The sequence below is a fragment of the Hymenobacter roseosalivarius DSM 11622 genome, assembly GCF_900176135.1.
Taxonomy (GTDB): domain Bacteria; phylum Bacteroidota; class Bacteroidia; order Cytophagales; family Hymenobacteraceae; genus Hymenobacter; species Hymenobacter roseosalivarius.
This window is the reverse complement of record NZ_FWWW01000075.1, coordinates 148,955-168,337: the sequence shown is the minus strand read 5'-3', so window position 1 is coordinate 168,337 and position 19,383 is coordinate 148,955. Positions and strand designations below refer to the sequence as shown.

Annotated in this window: 14 protein-coding genes; 7 read left to right on the top strand and 7 right to left on the bottom strand. The window is 57.9% G+C overall.

The features are described from left to right. Positions 1-187 precede the first annotated feature (187 nt). The 3 genes from B9A24_RS13320 (at position 188) to B9A24_RS13310 (ending at position 2,765) form a co-directional block, all read left to right on the top strand. Entirely contained in the window at positions 188-970 is a 783-nt protein-coding gene (locus tag B9A24_RS13320; RefSeq protein WP_084446511.1) for a class I SAM-dependent methyltransferase, read from the top strand. A 110-nt stretch (positions 971-1,080) separates the two neighbouring features. Further along, complete coding sequence (locus B9A24_RS13315) at positions 1,081-2,331, top strand: S-adenosylmethionine:tRNA ribosyltransferase-isomerase (protein ID WP_084446510.1); 1,251 nt, start codon at positions 1,081-1,083, stop codon at positions 2,329-2,331. A 104-nt stretch (positions 2,332-2,435) separates the two neighbouring features. After that, positions 2,436-2,765 carry a hypothetical protein gene (locus B9A24_RS13310; RefSeq protein ID WP_143434932.1) on the top strand — a complete coding sequence of 110 codons (330 nt, stop codon included), beginning with the start codon at positions 2,436-2,438 and terminating at the stop codon, positions 2,763-2,765. Positions 2,766-2,864: 99 nt separating this feature from the next. Here the strand turns inward: B9A24_RS13310 and B9A24_RS13305 are convergent, their stop codons facing one another. After that, positions 2,865-5,483, bottom strand: a complete 2,619-nt coding sequence (locus B9A24_RS13305; RefSeq protein ID WP_084446508.1) for a M14 family metallopeptidase — start codon at positions 5,481-5,483, stop codon at positions 2,865-2,867. Positions 5,484-5,693: 210 nt separating this feature from the next. Between B9A24_RS13305 and B9A24_RS13300 the strand changes: the two genes are divergently transcribed. Both B9A24_RS13300 and B9A24_RS13295 read left to right on the top strand, forming a co-directional pair. Continuing rightward, positions 5,694-7,595 (top strand): CocE/NonD family hydrolase, encoded by a 1,902-nt coding sequence (locus tag B9A24_RS13300; protein WP_084446507.1) that lies wholly within the window; start codon positions 5,694-5,696, stop codon positions 7,593-7,595. A gap of 164 nt (positions 7,596-7,759) precedes the next feature. After that, positions 7,760-8,212 carry a DUF2721 domain-containing protein gene (locus B9A24_RS13295; protein ID WP_084446506.1) on the top strand — a complete coding sequence of 151 codons (453 nt, stop codon included), beginning with the start codon at positions 7,760-7,762 and terminating at the stop codon, positions 8,210-8,212. A 191-nt stretch (positions 8,213-8,403) separates the two neighbouring features. Here B9A24_RS13295 and B9A24_RS13290 read toward each other — a convergent pair whose 3' ends face one another. The 4 genes from B9A24_RS13290 to B9A24_RS13275 form a co-directional block, all read right to left on the bottom strand. Further along, the gene (locus tag B9A24_RS13290) at positions 8,404-10,734 is read right to left on the bottom strand and encodes a xanthine dehydrogenase family protein molybdopterin-binding subunit (RefSeq protein WP_084446505.1); all 2,331 of its coding nucleotides are present in this window, start codon (positions 10,732-10,734) and stop codon (positions 8,404-8,406) included. Positions 10,735-10,745: 11 nt separating this feature from the next. Further along, positions 10,746-11,735, bottom strand: a complete 990-nt coding sequence (locus B9A24_RS13285; RefSeq protein ID WP_084446504.1) for an FAD binding domain-containing protein — start codon at positions 11,733-11,735, stop codon at positions 10,746-10,748. Next, a complete protein-coding gene (locus B9A24_RS13280) occupies positions 11,732-12,367 on the bottom strand; it encodes a (2Fe-2S)-binding protein (RefSeq protein WP_084446503.1) in 636 nt (211 codons plus the stop codon). The genes B9A24_RS13285 and B9A24_RS13280 overlap by 4 nt, the downstream gene beginning before the upstream one ends. Positions 12,368-12,753: 386 nt before the next feature. Next, positions 12,754-13,023 carry a hypothetical protein gene (locus B9A24_RS13275; protein WP_084446502.1) on the bottom strand — a complete coding sequence of 90 codons (270 nt, stop codon included), beginning with the start codon at positions 13,021-13,023 and terminating at the stop codon, positions 12,754-12,756. A gap of 209 nt (positions 13,024-13,232) precedes the next feature. On the opposite strand from B9A24_RS13275, the gene B9A24_RS13270 reads away from it, so the two are divergent. Together B9A24_RS13270 and B9A24_RS13265 are read left to right on the top strand one after the other, a co-directional pair. After that, positions 13,233-13,715 carry a hypothetical protein gene (locus B9A24_RS13270; RefSeq protein ID WP_084446501.1) on the top strand — a complete coding sequence of 161 codons (483 nt, stop codon included), beginning with the start codon at positions 13,233-13,235 and terminating at the stop codon, positions 13,713-13,715. Between the two features lie 148 nt (positions 13,716-13,863). Further along, positions 13,864-14,772: a prohibitin family protein gene (locus B9A24_RS13265; RefSeq protein WP_084446500.1), complete on the top strand. Its 909-nt coding sequence runs from the start codon at positions 13,864-13,866 to the stop codon at positions 14,770-14,772. Positions 14,773-14,845: 73 nt separating this feature from the next. On the opposite strand, the gene B9A24_RS13260 is transcribed toward B9A24_RS13265, so the two are convergent. Next, complete coding sequence (locus B9A24_RS13260) at positions 14,846-16,240, bottom strand: RagB/SusD family nutrient uptake outer membrane protein (protein ID WP_084446499.1); 1,395 nt, start codon at positions 16,238-16,240, stop codon at positions 14,846-14,848. A 17-nt stretch (positions 16,241-16,257) separates the two neighbouring features. Beyond that, positions 16,258-19,224, bottom strand: a complete 2,967-nt coding sequence (locus B9A24_RS13255; protein ID WP_084446498.1) for a SusC/RagA family TonB-linked outer membrane protein — start codon at positions 19,222-19,224, stop codon at positions 16,258-16,260. Positions 19,225-19,383: the final 159 nt, after the last annotated feature.

Sequence of the window (19,383 nt, the reverse complement as noted above, 5' to 3'; positions counted from 1 at the left end):
TTTGTACGGTCCAAAGGTAGAAAGGGGTGGATAAAATCACCTTTTTGAATATATTTTTTCTGAATTAGCTGACGTTATCTAAGCTCTCTCACCTACAATGGGGTAGTGAACAGACGAGAAATTTATTTCCCGAACGCTTCAGGCTCCTTAGCTGTTTGCTTATCCGTAGCATCCCTGTTTGTTTTCTATGCATACCGTTTCGCTGATTTTTTCGTGGGTCATATTACCAGCCGCGCTGCTTTTACATGCTACTTCCTGCACGCAGCCTCCCACCGAAAGCCGCTTACCCCTCGAGACGGAGAAGCGCCTGAATGCTTCGCGCGATACCAGCGGCTACGAAATAAAGCCCCCCGCCGACCCCAATGGCATCGGCAAGTATTATATGGGCCGCCAGATTGCCCACGTAATGGGCCATGAGGGCGCGGGCTGGCTGGAGCGCGACGACCGGCAGCAGGAAGAAGGCACCGATATCTTATTGCGTGAGCTCAAGCTCAAGCCCACCGACGTAGTAGCCGATATTGGCGCGGGCACGGGCTTTTTCACCTTTCAGATGAGCCAGCTGGTGCCCCAGGGCAAAGTACTGGCGGTGGATATTCAGCCCGAAATGATTGCTTACTTAAAGGAGAATAAAGCCCGCAACAAGGCACCGAATGTGGAGCCTGTATTAAGCACCAACCGCAACCCAAATTTGCCCCCCAATAGCGTTGATCTGGTGCTGATTGTGGATGCGTACCACGAGTTTGACCACCCGCGCGAAATGATGACGGCCATTCGCAAAAGTCTCACGCCTACGGGGCGCTTGGCACTGGTGGAATACCGCGCCGAGGACGTGAATGTGCCCATCAAGCGTATTCATAAGATGAGCATAGAGCAGGCCCGCAAGGAGATGGCCGCCGTTGGGCTCGAGTTTATCGAAAGCGTAGAAAGCCTGCCGCAGCAGCATCTCATGTTTTTTCAACGGGCCGATTAGCCTGCTTTGGTTTAAAGAAGTCAGCCGCCCCGGATTAGCGCACAAGCAGCTACCTCGGGGCGGCTGACTTTTGTGCGCCAGCCGTCGACTGCCTGCTTACCTTTGCGGCTATGTCCGCCTTTCCCGATCCGCGTCAGCTTTCCATCCAGGATTTTACCTACGAATTGCCCCCCCATCGCATCGCGCCGGAGCCCTTGCCCCACCGCGACCAGTCGCGCCTACTGGTATATCGGGGGGGGCAGATTTCCGATCAACGCTTCCGTAATTTATCGTCTGAATTGCCCCCCAGCGCCTTACTGGTCTTCAACGACACAAAGGTGGTGCGGGCGCGGCTTTTTTGCCAGAAGCCTACGGGCGGCGCGGTCGAGCTGTTTTGCCTGGAGCCCGTAGCCCCGCACCGCGCCGTGGAGCCAGCCATGCAGCAAACCGGCAGCTGTGTCTGGAAGTGTCTGGTAGGCAATGGCAAGCGCTGGAAAACAGGCCCCGTACAGCTGGCATTTGCTGTTGATGATGAGCCGGCTTTGCTCACGGCTGAGCGCCGGGAAGTGGCCGACGGCTACTCCCTTATTCAGTTCAGTTGGGAGCCGGCTGCGTTGCCTTTCGCGGAAGTGCTGCGCTATGCCGGGCACTTGCCGCTTCCACCTTACCTCAACCGCGCAGACACCGACGTAGATGCCGTGCGCTACCAGACCGTGTACGCGGCCCACGAAGGCGCGGTGGCTGCTCCCACGGCCGGCCTGCACTTCTCCGATGCCGTGTTGGCTGACCTCAGTAAGCACGGCTTCCAAACGGCCCGCGTAACGCTGCATGTGGGCGCCGGCACTTTCCAGCCCGTAAAAGCCGAGCACATGGCGGGCCACGCCATGCACGACGAGCCGTTTGTGGTGGAAGCCAGCGTGCTGCGCCAACTGTTGGAGCAGGCACCACAGCCCATTATCGCGGTGGGCACTACCAGTCTGCGCACCCTCGAAAGCCTGTACTGGCTGGGGGCCAGGCTGACTCAGCAGCCCGATAGGATGTCCGTAACCGGGCTGCATGTGACCCAGTGGCAGCCGTACGAAGAAGGACCGCTGGTAACGGTAGCGGAGGCATTGCAGGCCTTACTGCGATACGTGGAAGGCAGTGGCAATACTTTCCTGCGCGCTACCACGCAGCTGCTTATTGCGCCGGGCTACGAGTTCAGGGTAGTTCAGGGTCTGGTCACCAACTTTCACCAGCCCGAAAGCACCCTGCTGCTGCTCGTAGCAGCTCTTATTGGCCCCGCCTGGCGGCGAGTTTACAACCACGCTTTAGCGCACGAGTATCGATTTTTGAGCTACGGCGATAGCTCGCTGCTGCTGCCAACTGAACACAAGTTGTAGCTCAACCGAAAGTAAAGAAGGGAATAGGACATACTTATTTGCGGGTCTGCCGTATAAGGCCCCGTAAGACACATTTGTCTTTCCCCTTAAATATGAAACCCGTTATGAAAAAGGCTCTTTTGCTGTTCTTCGCGACAGCTTTTTCTTCCGCTGCCTTCGCGCAGACTACCACTACTACCACCGGCGATAAGGCTACCGGCAACACCTCTACGACTGAAGTAGACGTGCGCGACAACGGCACCGTAAAAACCGAAACCACTACCCGCACCGGCCGCACGGCGGTTGGCCAGAAGCGTTACAACACCACCCAGGACGTTAAGCGCGCCGGCCGCAAAACCGGCAACGCGGTCGAAAAAGGCGCTAAGAAAACCGGCAAAGCCGTGAAGAAAGGTGCCAAGAAAGTAGGCAACAAAGCCGAGGACATCGTTGATTAATTTTTGTTTTGCGCAGTAAAAAGCCCCCCGGAAGTTTCTGGGGGGCTTTTTTTGTGTCGTAACCTCCACCCCTAATCCGGGGCCAGGGGTGGAGGGTAGCTACTGCCCCACAAAAAACAACGCGTTGCCGAATAACAGCTTGCCACCCTGCCAGAACCCGCGAAACAGCGGATTATCGCCCAGGTACACTACCTGGCCCCGGCCCATTTCCTGGGTGCCCAGCACAAACGTGTCGGTGAGCTTCTGGCGGGCGCGGCGGCCAGTAAAGCCCGCGGCGGAGCCTTCTTTTTTGAGGATGCCCACATTCCAGCCGCCTTCGCCCAAAAAGCGGTAGTTGAGTGTATCGCGCACCAGGGCGTAATACGTGGAGCCGTAGCCAAAGGCCAGCGGGTGGGTATTGTCGAGCTGCACGCGGTAGACGCTGCCCTGCACGCGCTCCTCAATCTGGCGGCGCTCAGAGTCGGCATAGCGCCGGAGCGACGCGTAGGGAGCCGCTTTCTTGGCGGCGGCCGAGTCGGCGGGCTTGGTTTTGAGCAGAAAATCCTTGCGGTTGGCGAGGTAGGCAGCGGCGCCTTCCATCGCGATGAGCTTACCACCGGCCCGCACCCAGGCTTTCAGGTTTTCGAGGCTTTTTTCGGGGTAGATATCGGCATAGTTGCCATCGGGCAGAATCAGCACGTCAAACTTTTGCAGCGGTATGCTATTTAGGTAGTCCGTGCCCAGCACCGTGACGGGGTAGCCAATCTGCTGCTCAAAGAAGTGCCACACCTCGCCAAAAGCAGTGGGCGAGATACCTTCGCCCGCCACCAGGCCCACGGTGGGCTGCTTCACGTAGCGCACCGAGCTGGACCCAAAGTCGGCCCCCGTAGTCGAGAAACCCGAGCGCACGGACTGCACCCTTACCCCCATCGAATCGGCCTGGGCCCGCACGATCTGGTCGAAGCGCGGGCCTAGGTTTTCGTTGCCCGTGCGCGTAATGACCAGCGTGCCGGCCTGATATTTCTGACCTTCGGCCTCAAATGGCAGCTCCGCCACCCGCACTTTCACCTTCTTCTGCAACAGCTGGCTCAGGAAACGCAGATCCTGCACATTCGTCCAGCGCGCCACATAGGCATACGGCGTACCAGCGGCAGCTTGCGCGCCGCGCGCCGCGGGGGCAATACCCGGAGCCGGTGAAGCAGCATTTGCCCCCCGCAGCTGCTCTTTCAGCGCATACGCTTGCAGGCCATACGCATAAGGTAAGGCCCAGGCCGTAATATCGTAGGTCAACGAATCCTCCAGGGCCGGGCGGGGCTCGAACAGCACCTTCACCAGCGTCGATTTGGGCTGATACATGCTTACTATGAGGTCGCGGGGCTGCACTTCCACGGTTTCATTTTTGCCGGTGGCGTAGTTGAATCCTTTGGTGCGCAGCTTACGCGGCGCGTAGCCATAGCTGATTTGCTGCCGCTCCAGGTACTTGCGAAGACTTTCCAGCTGGCCGGGGTCGTTGGTGGCGGCCAGCACGTAGGTCTTGTACTCGCCACCGGGCTTGGTGCGGGCAGTGGTGTAGTACTTCTCAAACTCACGCACCAGCGGGTCGTGGCGCTCGGCCGTAGCCTGAATGGTGGCCAGACTGGCGGCGTGGTGGTGGGCAATGCGCTGGGCGAGCGTGAGCGTGTCGCCGTCGGCTTTGGCAATCTGCACCCCGGCCCGGCCCGCGCCGCCCTGCTCATACGTCATGCCGATGGCTCCATTAAACGAGGGATACGTGTCGCCGTAGCTGGGGTAAAACAAGTCATAGGTTTCGCGGGTGAAATAGAGCCAGTTATTCTGGTCGAACACCTTCCGGTTATACTCGCCAATCGTGTTCTGAAACTCCCGCTGAAAAGGCGTAATGTCGGCGTGAAACGGCTTGGCGGCGGGCGAGAAGTAATACGGGTTGTCTACGCCCATCTCGTGAAAGTCGGCATGAACCTGGGGCAGCCACTGGCTGTAGAGCGCCACGCGCTGCTTACTTTCCTGCTGGGTTTGCCAGGCCCAGTCGCGGTTCAGATCGAAATAATAATGGTTAAAACGCCCCCCAGGCCAGGGTTCGTGGTGTTCCCAGGCATAGGGCGAGGCGTTGGGCGTGCGGTTGCGGACGCGGTTGTACCACTGCGCGTACCGCTCGCGGCCGTCGGGGTTCACGCATGGGTCCAGGAGCACTACCGTATTCTGGAGCCACTGCTGGGTCTGCTGGTTCTGGGGGTTGGCCAGGTCATACAGCACCTGCATCATGGCCTCCGACGACACCGCTTCATTACCGTGGATATTGTAGCTCAACCACACAATGGCGGGGTCTTTGGCCTGGGCAGCTCCACTTTCCAGGCCGGCCCGGCGCAGGTTGTTGCGCCGGATTTCATCCAGACGGCTTAGGTTTTCGGGCGAGGCGATCTGCACTACTTCCAGGGGGCGGTTTTCGTAGGTGCGGCCGTAGGACTGCAGGCGCATCCGACCCCCGGAATGCTGCACGACGTGGTCTACGTAGCGCAGCAGCTCGGAGTGGGGCGTAAAATTGGCCCCCAGCGGATAGCCCAGAAACTGGGCGGGCGTCAGCAGCGCGCTTGCGGCTGCGGTAACTGGTGCCGTCTGGGCCTGACCGGCGGCTGGGGAGCCAAACAGCAGAGCCAGCAGGAAAAACAGGGATTGGATCGAGCCAGTGCAGACTTTCGTCCGCCGGGTAGCGGGTTTCTTCATAGAGTAAATGTGGCCAGCCAGTGCTGGAAATACAGAAAAACAAAGTGAAACTAACGGCCCAAACCAGTCGGCCCGGCTGCTACGCTCCGTCACCAGGCGTTGCAGGGCGCGACAGTTTCAAAGCAAGGTACTAACCTGATAGTAGCAGTGTGCGAATCTCTGTTACTTTCGTCGTATTCTTTCTGCAACCTGTCCATTTTTTCTTCCCCCATGAAGTCACCCCTACTCTTTCGCCTGCTTACCACGGCGCTGCTGCTGGCCAGCGCTACGGCCTACGGCCAGAAAATCAACGCCGACTCGGCCTACGTGCGCCAGCATTACCGCAAAACCGAGCAGCTGGTAGCCATGCGCGACGGCCGCAAGCTGCACACCGTCATCTACGCTCCCACCGACGCGGCCGCGAAACGCTACCCCGTCATGCTGAATCGTACGCCTTATTCGGCCGGCCCCTACGGCCCCGACACCTACAAGCTCGCCCTCGGCCCGTCGCCGACGATGATGCGCGAGGGCTATATGTTCGTGTATCAGGATGTGCGAGGGGCGTATATGTCGGAGGGCGAGTTTGTGAATATGCGGCCGGTCAAGGACAAGCCGCGCGGCAAGCAGGACATCGACGAGGGCACCGACACGTTTGATACCATTGAGTGGCTGGTCAAAAAAGGCCCCCGCAATAATGGGCGCGTGGGCCAGTGGGGCATATCGTATCCGGGCTTCTACACGTCGGTGGGCCTCACCAGCCGGCACCCGGCACTCAAGGCTTCCTCGCCGCAGGCCCCGATTGCCGACTGGTTCTGGGACGATTTTCACCACAACGGGGCATTTTTCCTGCCCCACGCCTTTAATTTTCTGGCCAGCTTCGGCCTGCCGCGCCCCCAGCCTACGCCCACCCGCAATCCCGCGTTTCAGCACGGCACGCCCGATGGCTACGAGTTCTTTCTGCGCATGGGTCCGCTCAAAAACGCCAATGAGCGCTACTTTAAGAATAACGTGGCCTTCTGGAACGACCTGACGGCTCACCCCAACTACGACGAGTTCTGGCAGGCCCGCAACCTGCGCCCCCATCTGCGCGACCTGAACCCGAACACCGCCGTGCTTACCGTGGGTGGCTTTAATGATGCCGAAAACCTGTTTGGAGCCCTGCAAACTTATAAAACCATTGAGCAGAACAACCCTAAGCTCACCAACCGCCTCGTGATGGGGCCCTGGGTACACGGCGGCTGGGCGCGCGGCACGGGCGAAATGGTGGGCAACGTAGCTTACGGCCCGGCCCCGTCGCTATTCTATCAGGACAGCATCGAGGCCCCATTCTTCCGGTCTCAGTTGAAGGCTGACAAGTCAACTGACCCGAAGCTGCCCGAGGCTTACATCTTCGAGGGTGGCACCAACCGCTGGCGCACTTTCGATGCCTGGCCGCCTAAGCAGGCCCAGGACCGGACGCTGTTTTTCCAGCCTGGGGGGCAAATTTCCTTCGATAAACCAACCGCTACTGCGCCTGGGGGGCTTTTTGACGAATACACCAGCGACCCCGCCAAGCCCGTGCCCTTCACCGAAGCCACCGCCACCGGCATGACCCGCGAGTACATGACCGATGACCAGCGCTTCGCCGCGCGCCGCCCCGACGTGCTCACCTATCAAACCGGCGTTTTGACTGAAGACCTTACCCTGGCCGGCCCCATTCAGGCCCTGCTGCAGGTAGCCACCACTGGCACCGACGCCGACTGGGTCGTCAAAATCATCGACGTGTACCCCGACGACACGCCCGACAACACGCGCACCTTGCCCGATGTGAAGCTCGGCGGCTACCAGCAGCTCATCCGCTCCGAGGTAATGCGCGGCCGTTTCCGCGAGAGCTTTTCCCAACCCAAAGCCTTTACACCCAATGAAGTAACGCCCGTGCCCTTCGCCCTCCAGGACCTGTGCCACACCTTCCGTAAGGGCCACCGCCTGATGGTGCAGGTGCAAAGCTCCTGGTTCCCGCTCGTGGACCGCAACCCGCAGACCTTCGTGCCCAATATCTATGAGGCGAAGGAGCAGGATTTTCAAAAGGCCACGCACCGCCTCTATCATTCGCCTGAACACGCCTCGCAGCTGGTAGTGAAGGTGTTGAAATAATGTTGACGTACGGTGGTACTACGACTCCAAAGTCGTAATACCACTATTGTTGCTGATGCGCGAACGACCTCGTTCAAGGATAGTGGTACTACCAACCGCTCCCCGGAATTGGTAGTACCACACCTCGCCTTCACAAGGAAGGTCCTCTTATCATATTAGATTTTATGGACATCACGCTCACTACGCCGGCCCTGCTCTTTCCGGCTTTGTCGCTGCTGCTGCTGGCCTACACCAACCGCTTCATGGCCCTGGCCAACCGGGTGCGTACGCTCAAATCGCAGTATCAGACCACGCATAGCACCCACCTGATGCTCCAGATCCAGAACCTGCGGCAGCGGCTGGCGATTGTGCGCAATATGCAGGCGGTGGGTATAGCCAGCATGTTTGGATGCGTGCTCTGCATGTTTCTGCTGTTTGCGGGCTTCGTGCGGGCGGGGCAGCTGGTTTTTGGCGCGAGCCTGCTGGCCTTGCTGGTGTCGCTGGCTATGTCGCTGCGCGAGATTCAAATTTCCGGCGATGCGCTCAACATTGAGCTGAATGATATGCAGAATGATGAGGAGCGCCGCCGCGAAGCTGCCGGCTTCTCTCCGCTCCAAAACCATAGCCAGACAGAGTAGCTTAGTATGTCGAGCCATCCACCAAAAAGCCCCCAGAACAAATTCTGGGGGGCTTTTTTATCTAAGAACTAGAAAGCTGTTCAAGGTTGCATCTCGTCGTTGAACGACCGCTACCGCACGGCATAAGCGACATCAGCAACGACAAGGCGCAACTATGCGTCTCTACCTCGTTCCAGTTAACCACACAGACATTAAGAAGCGACGCCGGCGCTAAGTATTTTATCCGGGGTAATCGGCAGGTCGCGGACGCGCTTGCCCGTGGCGTGGAATACCGCGTTGGCCACGGCCGCCGCCACGCCCACCATCGAAATTTCGCCGATGCCTTTCACGCCCATCGCATTGATATAAGGATCGTGCTCCTCGATAAACTCGACGGTCATCTCGGGAATATCGGCATTGACGGGAATGTGGTAGTCAGCCAGCGTGGCGTTGGTGTAGCGGGCGAACGTATCGTCGCGGTGCGTAGCTTCCATCAGGGCGTTACCGATGCCGAAGATGCTGCCGCCGATAATCTGGCTGCGGGCCGTTTTGGCGTTTAGGATGCGGCCGGCCGCGTGCACGCTCACCCACCGCGACACGCGCACGGTTCCCAGCTCCGGATCGACGCGCACTTCGCAGAAGTGCGCTCCGAAGGAGTGCATGGAGTGCCCGGCGGTATCGTCTTTATGGCCTGAGTCGGCGGGGCTGGCTGCCATACCCGATTCGTAGCCCGCACCGTACTTGCCGTTGCCGGTGCCCTCGATATCGGTCAGCTCAATGCGCTTCATCAGCACCGCAAAATCTTCACCTTTGGCTTTGTCTTTTCTGAGAACCAACCGGCCTTTTTCGTTTATCACGTCCTCCGGCTTGGCCCGAAACAGCGGCGACCTTTTGTCCTGAATAGCCAGCTTGGTTAGCTTCTGCCACACATCCTGCGCCGCCATATAGATGGATGACGACACCGTACCCGCCGCCACCGAGCCGCCTGAATTGGGCGCGGTGGGCAGGCGCGTATCACCCAGCTCAAACCGAATTTTATCAACCGGCAAGCCCAAAGAGTCGGCCGCCACTTGGGTCATGACGGTGTAGGTACCGGTGCCCAGGTCGGTGGCGCCGCTCTGCACCACGGCATGGCCGTCGGCGTAAAGGCGCACGCGGGCCGTGCCCTGGGAGTTATGCACGGGGTAGCTGGCGGTGGCCATGCCCAGGCCTACCAGATGGCGGCCGTCGCGGGTCAGACCGTTTTTGGGGTTGCGCTTGCTCCAGCCAAACAGCTCCGCCCCGCGGGCGTAGCATTGCTTCAGGCTCTTACTCGACCACGGCTTTCCAGTGCTGGGGTCTTTCTCCGCATAATTCAGCAGCCGAAGCTGAATCGGGTCGATGCCGAGCTGATACGCCAGATCATCCATCAAGCATTCAATGGCAAAGGAGCCGGGTGCCTCGCCGGGGGCACGCGTGAAGGTGGAGGTCATCACGTTGGCGCGGGCCAGCTCGTACTTCGCCTCGAAGTTGGGACATTCGTAGAGCAGGTTGATAATGCGGCTGTTGGGCTCCGCATAATTATCCCAGGGCGAGGTAGTGGACGTTTTTTCGTGAATGAGGGCCGTGAGCTTACCTTCCTTGGTCGCGCCCAGCGTTAGAGTCTGAGTTTGATCTTCGCGATGGCCCATGGAGGTAAACATCTGCGGGCGGGTGAGAACCAACTTCACCGGCCGTCCTACGGCCTTGGCGGCCTGCACCGTCAGCGGCGTATGCGGCCAGCACGAGCCTTTGCAGCCAAAGCCTCCGCCAATGTATTTGGTCACCACGCGAACCTGCTCCCGCGGCAGTCCCAGCATCTGCGACAGGGCTGTCTGGGTCCGCGTTACGCCCTGGGTCGACTCATATACGGTCAGTCGGTCGGCGGCCTCCCAGTGGGCCGTGGTCGCGCCGGGCTCCATGGGGTTGTGGTGATTGATGGCGTGGTTGTAGGTAGCTTTCAATTTCACGGCCGAAGCCGCCAGCGCCGCCTGTGGGTCGCCCCGGCGGGTGTGGCCGGGTGTCTTGCCATCCTGCACTTTCAGCGGATCAAAGATTTCCGCTTTCGCATCCAGAAAAGAAGCAATGGGCTGCGCAGCCTGATACTGGACGCGCACCAGCGAAGCCGCGTGCGTGGCCCGCTCGAAGGTATCGGCCACGATCAGCGCCACTGGCTGCCCGGCATAGTGGATCTCGTCGCTGGTAAGCGGCAAAAAGCCCATAGGTGCCCCAATCGCCTTTTTGCCCTCCGGCGTGTTAGGCGTTTGGGCGAGCTTGGGCAGATTCAGGTGGGTGAGTACCGCGATTACGCCCGGCTCTTTGGTGGCGGCTGTGGTATCGATGCTCGTAATCTTGCCTTTGGCAATCTCGCTGGTTCTGAGCACCCCGTATGTAAGGCCGGGCAGCGGAAACTCGGCTGAGTAGCGGGCTTTGCCAGTTACTTTGTCGTGGCCATCCACCCGGTCGAGGGGCTGGCCCACGCTGCCCCCCGCGCCGGGCGATTCAAAGAAGTTTGGTTCGTTCATAACGGCGATGCTTAGACTTTGGCGGTGAGGTCGAAGAGGGCGCGCACGAGGGTGTTTTTGGCCAGCTCCACTTTATAGCCATTGTGTTCGCGGGGCTGCGCCCCCTGCAGGGCCGCGGCGGCGGCGGCCCGAAACGTTGCTTCCGTGGCGGGAGCGCCCGTCAGGATCTTTTCGGCCTCTAACGAGCGCCAGGGCTGGGCACCAACGCCGCCCAGCGCCACGCGGGCCGAGCGAATTTGCCCCCCCTGCACATCCAGACCCACGGCGGCTGAAGCCAGCGCGTAGGCGTAGGAAGTGCGCTCGCGCACTTTCAGGTACATCGAGCGCCGGGCGTGCGCGGCAGTGGGCACGGTTACGGCCACAATCAACTCGCCGGGTTCCAGCACGGTTTCCTTGTGGGGCGTGTTGCCGGGCAGCAGGTAAAAGTTGGTCAGCGGCACGCGGCGCTGCTTGCCTTTCGCGTTTTCTAAGGTCAGTACTGCGTCCAGGGCAACCAGGGCCACGGCCAGGTCGCCGGGGTTGCTGTTGGCAATGCAGCTGTCACTCACGCCGAGGATGGCCAGGTTGCGGTTGTCACCTTTCTGGGCGGGGCAGCCCGAGCCGGGCTCGCGCTTATTGCACGGAAAAGCCACGTCGCGGAAGTAGCCGCAGCGGGTGCGCTGCAACAGATTGCCCCCTATACTGGCCATGTTGCGCAGTTGGGGCGAGGCGGCCAGCAGCAGCGACTCCGAAATAGCCGGGTACTGCTCCAGCACCAACCGGTTCTCTCCTACGTCGCTCATTCGCTCCAACGCGCCAATGCGCAAACCGTCGCTGGTCTGCTCAATGCCTTTGAAGGGCAGCAGATTAATGTCTACGAGCTGAGAATGCTGCTCGATGTTGGTCTTCATCAAGTCCAGCAACGTAGTGCCGCCGGCAATGAAGGCCGCCTGCTTGTCCTCGCGCAGAATGGCGGTGGCATCTTTGGCCTTCCCCACTTGCTGATAGGCAAAATTATTCATGCTTTTCCGCCTCCTTTCTGTTGTACTTCCCGCACTGCGGCCACAATGTTGGGGTAAGCGCCACAGCGACATAAGTTGCCGCTCATCCACTCCCGCGTTTGGGCGTCGGAGGTGGCGTGGCCCTCATTCACACAGGCCACGCCCGATAGAATCTGGCCCGGCGTGCAGTAGCCGCACTGAAAACCGTCGTGCTTAACGAAGGCGGCCTGCATAGGGTGCAGGTCGTCGCCTTTGGCCAAGCCTTCGATGGTCGTGATTTCCCTGCCTTGGTTCATCACGGCCAGCGTGAGGCAGGAGTTAATGCGGCGGCCATCTACCAGTACGGTGCAGGCCCCGCACTGGCCCAGGTCGCAGCCTTTTTTGGAGCCGGTCAGGTCGAGGTACTCGCGCAGGGCATCGAGTAAGGTCACGCGGGGCTCGGCATTTATAACGCGCACGGTACCATTCACTTTCAGCCGCATTTCCGATACGCCCTGCACCTTGCGGGAAAGTGCGGTGAGCCGCTCAGCCTGACTGACGAAAGGCGGCGTCAGGGCCAGACCCAAAATGCCCCCCGCCTGCTTCATAAAGCTACGCCGCGAGCCATCGTCCGGCGCGGCGCCGGGCTGGTCGGTGAAAGAATCGTTTGTCATGGAAGGGGATTTGGAGGATGACGGAGCCAGCAAGCCGTCAGGCGGGTGCCCGTGAGTGACCTACGGATGTTTAACTGGGACGAAGCAATCCGGTTTGCTTAGCGAAGCTGAATGAAGAGATGAGTAATCAACAGATTAACAATACGCTATATCTAGTATGTCTACTAAATCTCCACAGTCGTTTTCTTACGCTTATCACCAGCTAATGTTCAGGTAAAATGCCTCAATCGAGGTCCGTTTCCGACCTGGATAGCAGGTGGTAGTACGGCTTTGGAGCCGTACTACCACCTGCTATCCAGACCCCTCAGCCGGGAATCGAGAAGCCGAAAAACAGCGGGCGCAAATGGCTCCCTGTTTTTTGGCTTTCCTCCTAGTTGTGCTATTGGCTACTCCTGCGCCTGCGGAATCTCGTCTGTTATAACGGCAGAAGGGCCTTTCTCGCGCAGCTCATACAGTACGCCTTCCGACACGCCGCGCCCAAATACGCACAGCCCGGCATTGAACACGCCCAGCGCCAGGGTACCGGCCGCCACCCACTCGGCAGTGGGTACTTGCTTGCGCTGGAGGCTGGTAGCCCATTGAATCAGACAAGTGCCAAACCCAACCAGCATCAGTCCGGAGGGAGCAAACAGCAGCCATTTTTTCTTGTGTGTCATTCGTCTTGCAATTAAAAAGTGTGTCAAATGGGAAAATAATACGTCACAGATCGGCCTACCGGCGCTCCGTAAAAAAACTACTGCCGATTAAAACCCGCGCTGTCTTTTCTCCAATCGTACCTTTCACCTTTTAGGTTACGTCTACCTGCTCTGGGGGGCTTTTTCAACGGCGGCCCCAAGGCCTTTCACGCTTCTTTATCACTACCAACATGAGTGCTCTTGACTACGAACAATTGCTACGTGCCGCCTTTCGCACCGACGCTGACGCGGCTTACTACCTCACTGAGCCCGACACGGCGGCCTACGCCACCTTCGAGCACGCCCGCCGCGCCGATGTTCCCTTCCGCTTTGAGCGCGTGCGCCTGGGCGTGGCCATGTCCTTGCTCAAGTTGCTCACCGACCTGGGCGACCACGAGGAAAGCCGCCGTGTACTCGACGTGCTGCACCGCGCCCTGGGCGCCCGCTCCGTCGCCGACATCGACACCGTTATTACCCGTGACGCCAAACTTTTTGAGCGTCTTTATACCAACCTCTATGTGAATGAGGAGGGCGAACAGATCTTGCAGCTTTTCGAGCGCACCCTCGACGCCGATATCCAGCCCCTGATGGACGCCGTGATACGGGAAGCTCTAGCGCTAGCTCAGGAGATAGACTTCGACGCCCTGCAGGAGGACGAGGATGAGGATGAATAGCCTGTGCTCAGTGATTTTAAAACCCGCCGGTTTCACCGCTCTATTTCAAACGGTGGCTCAAACTCGTATCTTTTCGTAGCGGGCGAGGGGCATTTTTCGCGCCTTCTCCTCGCTACCACTTCCCTTTCTACCCTAACCCCTCCCCTGTATGACTCTTGTTTTTCTCGGCCTTGTGCTGCTTATTCTGGGGTATAATGCGAGCAAAATCTCGTACGCTTTCCAGCAGTTTCGCAGCCTGCTGCTGTTCGCCGGGCTTACGTTGGTGGTGCTGGGCTTAGCGCTGAGTACGATGGTACAGATTGAGGCCGGGCAAGTCGGCGTTCAGACGCTGTTTGGTAAGGTGCAGCCGCGCATCCTTACCAGCGGCCTGAATGTGGTTAATCCGCTGGTAGACGTCACCAAATTTGACACGCGCACCCAGAACTACACCATGTCGGCCCAGCGTGAGGAAGGCCAGCGCGTGGGCGACGATGCCATTCAGGTGCTCACCGCCGACGGCCTAGAAGTCGTCATCGATCTGACAGTGCTTTACCGTGTAGTGCCCGACAAGGCGCCTCACGTTTTGTCTACCATTGGCCCCAACTATCAGGATGCCATCGTGCGCCCCGTCACGCGCACCCGCATCCGCGACAATGCCGTGTATTACGACGCCGTGGCCCTCTACTCTACTCGGCGCGACGAGTTTCAGAGCCGCATTTACAACACCATCGACCGCGACTTTAAGCAACGCGGCCTTCAGCTCGAGCAGCTCCTGATTCGCAATATCCAGCTTCCCGCCCCCGTCAAACGCAGCATCGAAAGCAAGATTTCCGCCGAGCAGGAAGCCCAGAAGATGCAGTTCGTGCTGCAGAAGGAGCGGCAGGAAGCCGAGCGCAAGCGCCTCGAAGCCCAGGGCATCGCCGACTACCAGAAAATCATCAGCGCCGAGCTCAGCGACAAGCTTCTGCAATACGAAACCATCAAGGCCAACCAGGCCATCGCCACTTCCGCCAACAGCAAGGTCATCATCATGGGCAACAGCCGAAATGCCCCCCAGGTGTTGCTGACCGATAAATAGCTAATTGATAAGGCATAAAAAAGCCCCCCAGAAGGACTCTGGGGGGCTTTTTTATGCCTCAATGTAAACTCGATTAGTAACCAGGGTTCTGCACCAGATTGGGATTCAGGTCCGTCTCACGCTTCGGAATTGGAAGCACCAGAATATTACTGGTAATCGGAATGATAACTGGCGGAGTACCGGTAGTGACGATATTCGTACCAGTCCGTTTCAGATCATGAATGCGAAAGCCCTCAAAAGCGAGCTCCAACTGCCGCTCACGCAGAATAGTGGCAAGCGTCAGATTAGGAGCAGTCAAAGGCGTAGCACCTGAACGAGTACGAATACGGTTGACATCTGCAAGGGCAGCAGGGAGATCCCCTGCCCGAAATGCAGTCTCAGCGCGATTCAAATACATTTCGGCGAGACGTATTACCGGAATGTTTTGACCTAATGTCGTGTACTTACCTGACCGCAATTGGCCACTGAAGCTGTTTCGGCCCGTTCCGGGGTAGATAAGCTGCAAGCGGCCACGGGCATCCGTAGCCTCATACTGGTTAGCAAAAGCGGACAGCACCTGTATGTCGCCGCGGCCCAAATCACCGATACTAGAGAAGAACGTAGTTAAGGTCCCCGCATTATTCTGATCGTTCTGTTGAATTTCCAGCAACGTTTCGGACGTGTTACGGCCCGTGAACACTGACTGCAATGTGGGAGATAGGGTTCTACCACTATTCACAATAACGTCGTTGGCCTGGGTCCGGGCGGCCGTAAAGTTACTTTGCTGCAAGTACACACGCGACAGCAGCGCCTTGGCCGTGAAGCGTGAGGCCCTCGAGCCATTGTTGGCTGGCAGCAACGTCGAAGCCTGCGTTAGGTCCGTAATTACTTGCGTGTACACTTCCTCTACCGTAGCCCGTGCGCCCAGCACTGAAGCTTCCTTAGACGTTTTTACGGGCACTAGGTTAATAGGCACTCCCAACTGCGTGTTGGTTGTTCCGGGGGTGTACTGCTTTGCGTACAAGCGTACCAGTTCGAAGTACATAGCAGCCCGGATAAAGCGAGCTTCCCCTTCGAACCGCGCCTTTAGGGCGGGCGTGGTTACAACGGGCAGCGCATCAATCACCAGATTAGCTTGGTTGATAGTCTGATAAGCAGCCTGCCAAATACCCTGAGCCGTAGCGTTTTCCGAGTTGGTAGTTCGGCGGGCCAGTTGCCGGTAGTTGGCAAAGGTGCCCTGAAAGTTGATGTAGCCATCAGCTGCCATAAGCTCTGGTACCATAATCAGGTTGCCGCCGTACAGGTTCGAGCCGCTAATAGAGGAGTACAAACCAACGACGGCGCTGGTCACGTTAGCTTCAGAGTTCAACGCCGTGGTGGCATCGATGGCTTGCAGCGGATCAATATTGAGTTTATCGTCGCACGCGCCCAGACCCAAGCTCAAGCTCAGGGCTGTAATAGCGGCCGATCGGAAAAATATCGTTTTCATCAGTAATTCCGTTGAGATTAAAAGCCTACGTTAATACCCACCAAGAAGGTCTTGGCCAGTGGTGGGGTGTAGAAGTCGTGACCAATCAGGAAGTTAGCCTGACCGAAAGCAGCGGTGTTTACCTCTGGGTCATAGCCATCGTAGTTGGTAATGGTCGCCAGATTTTGGGCCGACACGTAGATACGAGCCGACTGTGCGTAGCCACGCTTAGCCAGCGTCTGAGGTAGTGTGTAGCCCAGGGTCAGGTTTTTGACCCGCAGGAAAGAACCTTTGGTTACCCAACGCGACGACTGGACGGTGCCATTGGCACCATATAGGCGGGCTTGAGGAACATCCGTAATGTCGCCGGGCTTCTGCCACCGATCCAGCTGGTCAATGGTTTGGTTATCAAAGTAGTCACCATTGGCCGACTGGAAGATACCAGCTGAGTTATAGATGTCGTTGCCATACACGAACTGACCCAGCACGCTCAGGTCGAAGCCTTTAAACGAGAAAGTATTCGTAACACCACCCGTATAGTCTGGGGTAGGATCACCCACTTTCTGTAGGAAGGCTCGTGAAGCAAGATTAGTAGTACTGCCATCCTCCGCAAAATAAAGCGCATCCCCATTTGCAGGGTCTACCCCAGCATACTTACGACCGTAGAACACGCCGATTGGCTCGCCCTGGCGCACACTGCCCAGATACTGGCTCTGAATAGGTGCGGCCAACGAAGTGATTTTGTTGCGGTTGAAGGAGATGTTGAAGTTAGTGCTCCACTTGAAGTCACCATCGAAGTTGCGCGTGTTCAGCGCGATTTCCAAACCGCGGTTCTGCAATGAGCCTACGTTTTCGGTAATGCTGCTGTAGCCGTTGCTGAATGGCAACGGACGGCTGAGCAGCAGGTCGGTAGTCTTCTTGTTGTACACGTCGATTTCACCGGAAATGCGGTTATCGAAGAAACCAAACTCCAATCCGAGGTCAGCTTGGGCTGTGCTCTCCCACGACAAATCGGGGTTGCCTACCACCGTGCTCGGACGAATACCCGCCTGATCGGCATAAGGAACAGCCAAGAACAAGCCACGCGAAGCGAAGTTGCCGATTTCGGCGTTACCTGTGAGGCCGTAGCTGGCACGCAGCTTCAGGAAGTTCAGAATAGAATTGTCTTGCAGAAAACCTTCCTCCGAAATTACCCAACCAATAGAACCAGCCCCAAAGTTGCCGTATTTGTTATTCGCGCCAAAGCGCGACGAGCCGTCGCGGCGTACGCTACCCGACAACAGATATTTGCCTTTAAACGCATAGTTGAGGCGTCCAAAGTAAGAGACGAATGAGAAGCCTGTTTGCTCAGAAGCCGAGCCTGCCGTTTTGATGGCAGCACTGGCAACTTTGGTGAACTCAGGGTTAGCAAATCCCCGGCCCTCGGCTGAAGTCTCTTTTGTATCAGAACGCTGGAAGGAGAAACCGAGCAGCGCCTCTACGTTGTGGTCTTCGTTGAAGCTGCGGTTGTAAACGGCCGTGTTGTTGGTCGTGTAGTTGATTACCTGCACCTGGTTGCTGAAACCATAGCCGGTGTTACTACCGAGGATAGTGCCAGCTGCCCCGTAAAGGTTCTCGTTCAGGTTCAGAAAGTCAGCCCCGGCCTCTGTGCGCAGCGTTAAGTTCTTAATTGGCTGATACGAGAGATTGAAGTTGCTGAAGGAACGGTACGTACCAGAGCGATTCTCGCTTCGACTCAAGTCAATCAGGTTGTTATAGTACAGCGTGTTCCGGTTCAGCTCGTTCGTCTCCGGGTCAATCTTAGGCTGAATGGGGGGCAGAGCGTTCAGCTGCACGGGGTTTGAGAAGAGATTATCATTGGGCGTACGATCATTTACCGAGCGGGTCAACGACAAGTTCAAGCCCACGCGTAGCTTCTCTGTAATAGAGTGGTCAAGGTTGATGCGGGCACTACCCCGACGATACCGGTTGCCAATGATGATACCTGTTTGGTCATTATACGTTGTGCTGAGGTAGAAGCGCGTCTTGGCATCGCCCCCACTTACGTTTACATCGTACTGCGCTACTTTGCCCTTGCGGAAAGGCTCATCCGACCATTTCTGATCAACGGTGGAGTTAATATCCAAGCCGTTGTTTTCAAACTCTTCTGCGGCATCCAGGTCTTCATTTTCGGCTGCTTCCGTGAATAGCTCCTTGTATTGGGCAGCGTTCAGAAACTGTTGCCGCCGAGTGGTTTCGCTGGTACCTACATAGTAGCCCATGTTCACCTTCGTCTGGCCTGCGCGGCCGGTCTTGGTCGTTACCAAGATTACCCCATTAGAAGCGCGCGAGCCATAAATAGCGGAAGAAGCGGCGTCCTTTAGGATGGTGATGGACTCAATGTCGTTCGGGTTCAGGTCAGCCAGCGGGTTGAGCGGCTCCGTATCCGAACCTACGTCTTGGGAGGTTACCGGAATACCGTCGATTACATACAAGGGCTGGTTGGAAGCTGTTACTGATGAGGAGCCCCGCACCCGGATTTGCACCCCGGCCCCGAGCTTACCCGAGCCCTGGTTAATGGTGACGCCCGGCGTACGGCCCTGAATGGCCTGCTCGAAGCTCACCGTTGGGATGTTCTCCACATCCTTGCTGCTGAGCTGCGTGACGGAGCCCGTTACTTCGGACTTGGCCTGGCTGCCGTAGCCCACTACCACGGCCTCGTTCAGCAGCGTTTCGTTGGAGCCCAGGCGCGCGTTAATGACGCTCTGGTTGCCTACCGGAATCGTCTGGCTGTTGTAGCCGATGGAGCTGATGATCAGCGTGGCGTTGGGTTGCACACTCAGCGAGAAGGCACCGTCGACGCTGGTGCTTACCCCATTGGTGGTGCCGCGCTCCAGCACCGTCACGCCGGGCAGGCCCGTGCCCGTAGCGTCGGTCACGCGGCCGGTCACCGTGCGGGTCTGGGCCCACGCGGCCGTAACCAGCAGCAGGCACCAGACGAGAGAGAGTAAAAATTTTTGTTTCATTTAGGGTTTGGCTTTTAACCAGTTAGAGTGAGAAATACCGGCTTGTCAGACCGGCCGCAAAGGTGTAAAAAAGTAAAAAGTGAAAGCTTTGTTTTCGCCGAGTTGCCTGCCCCGACGCTGTCTGAGCGAATATGCCGCTTAAAGTACTACATAAATGCT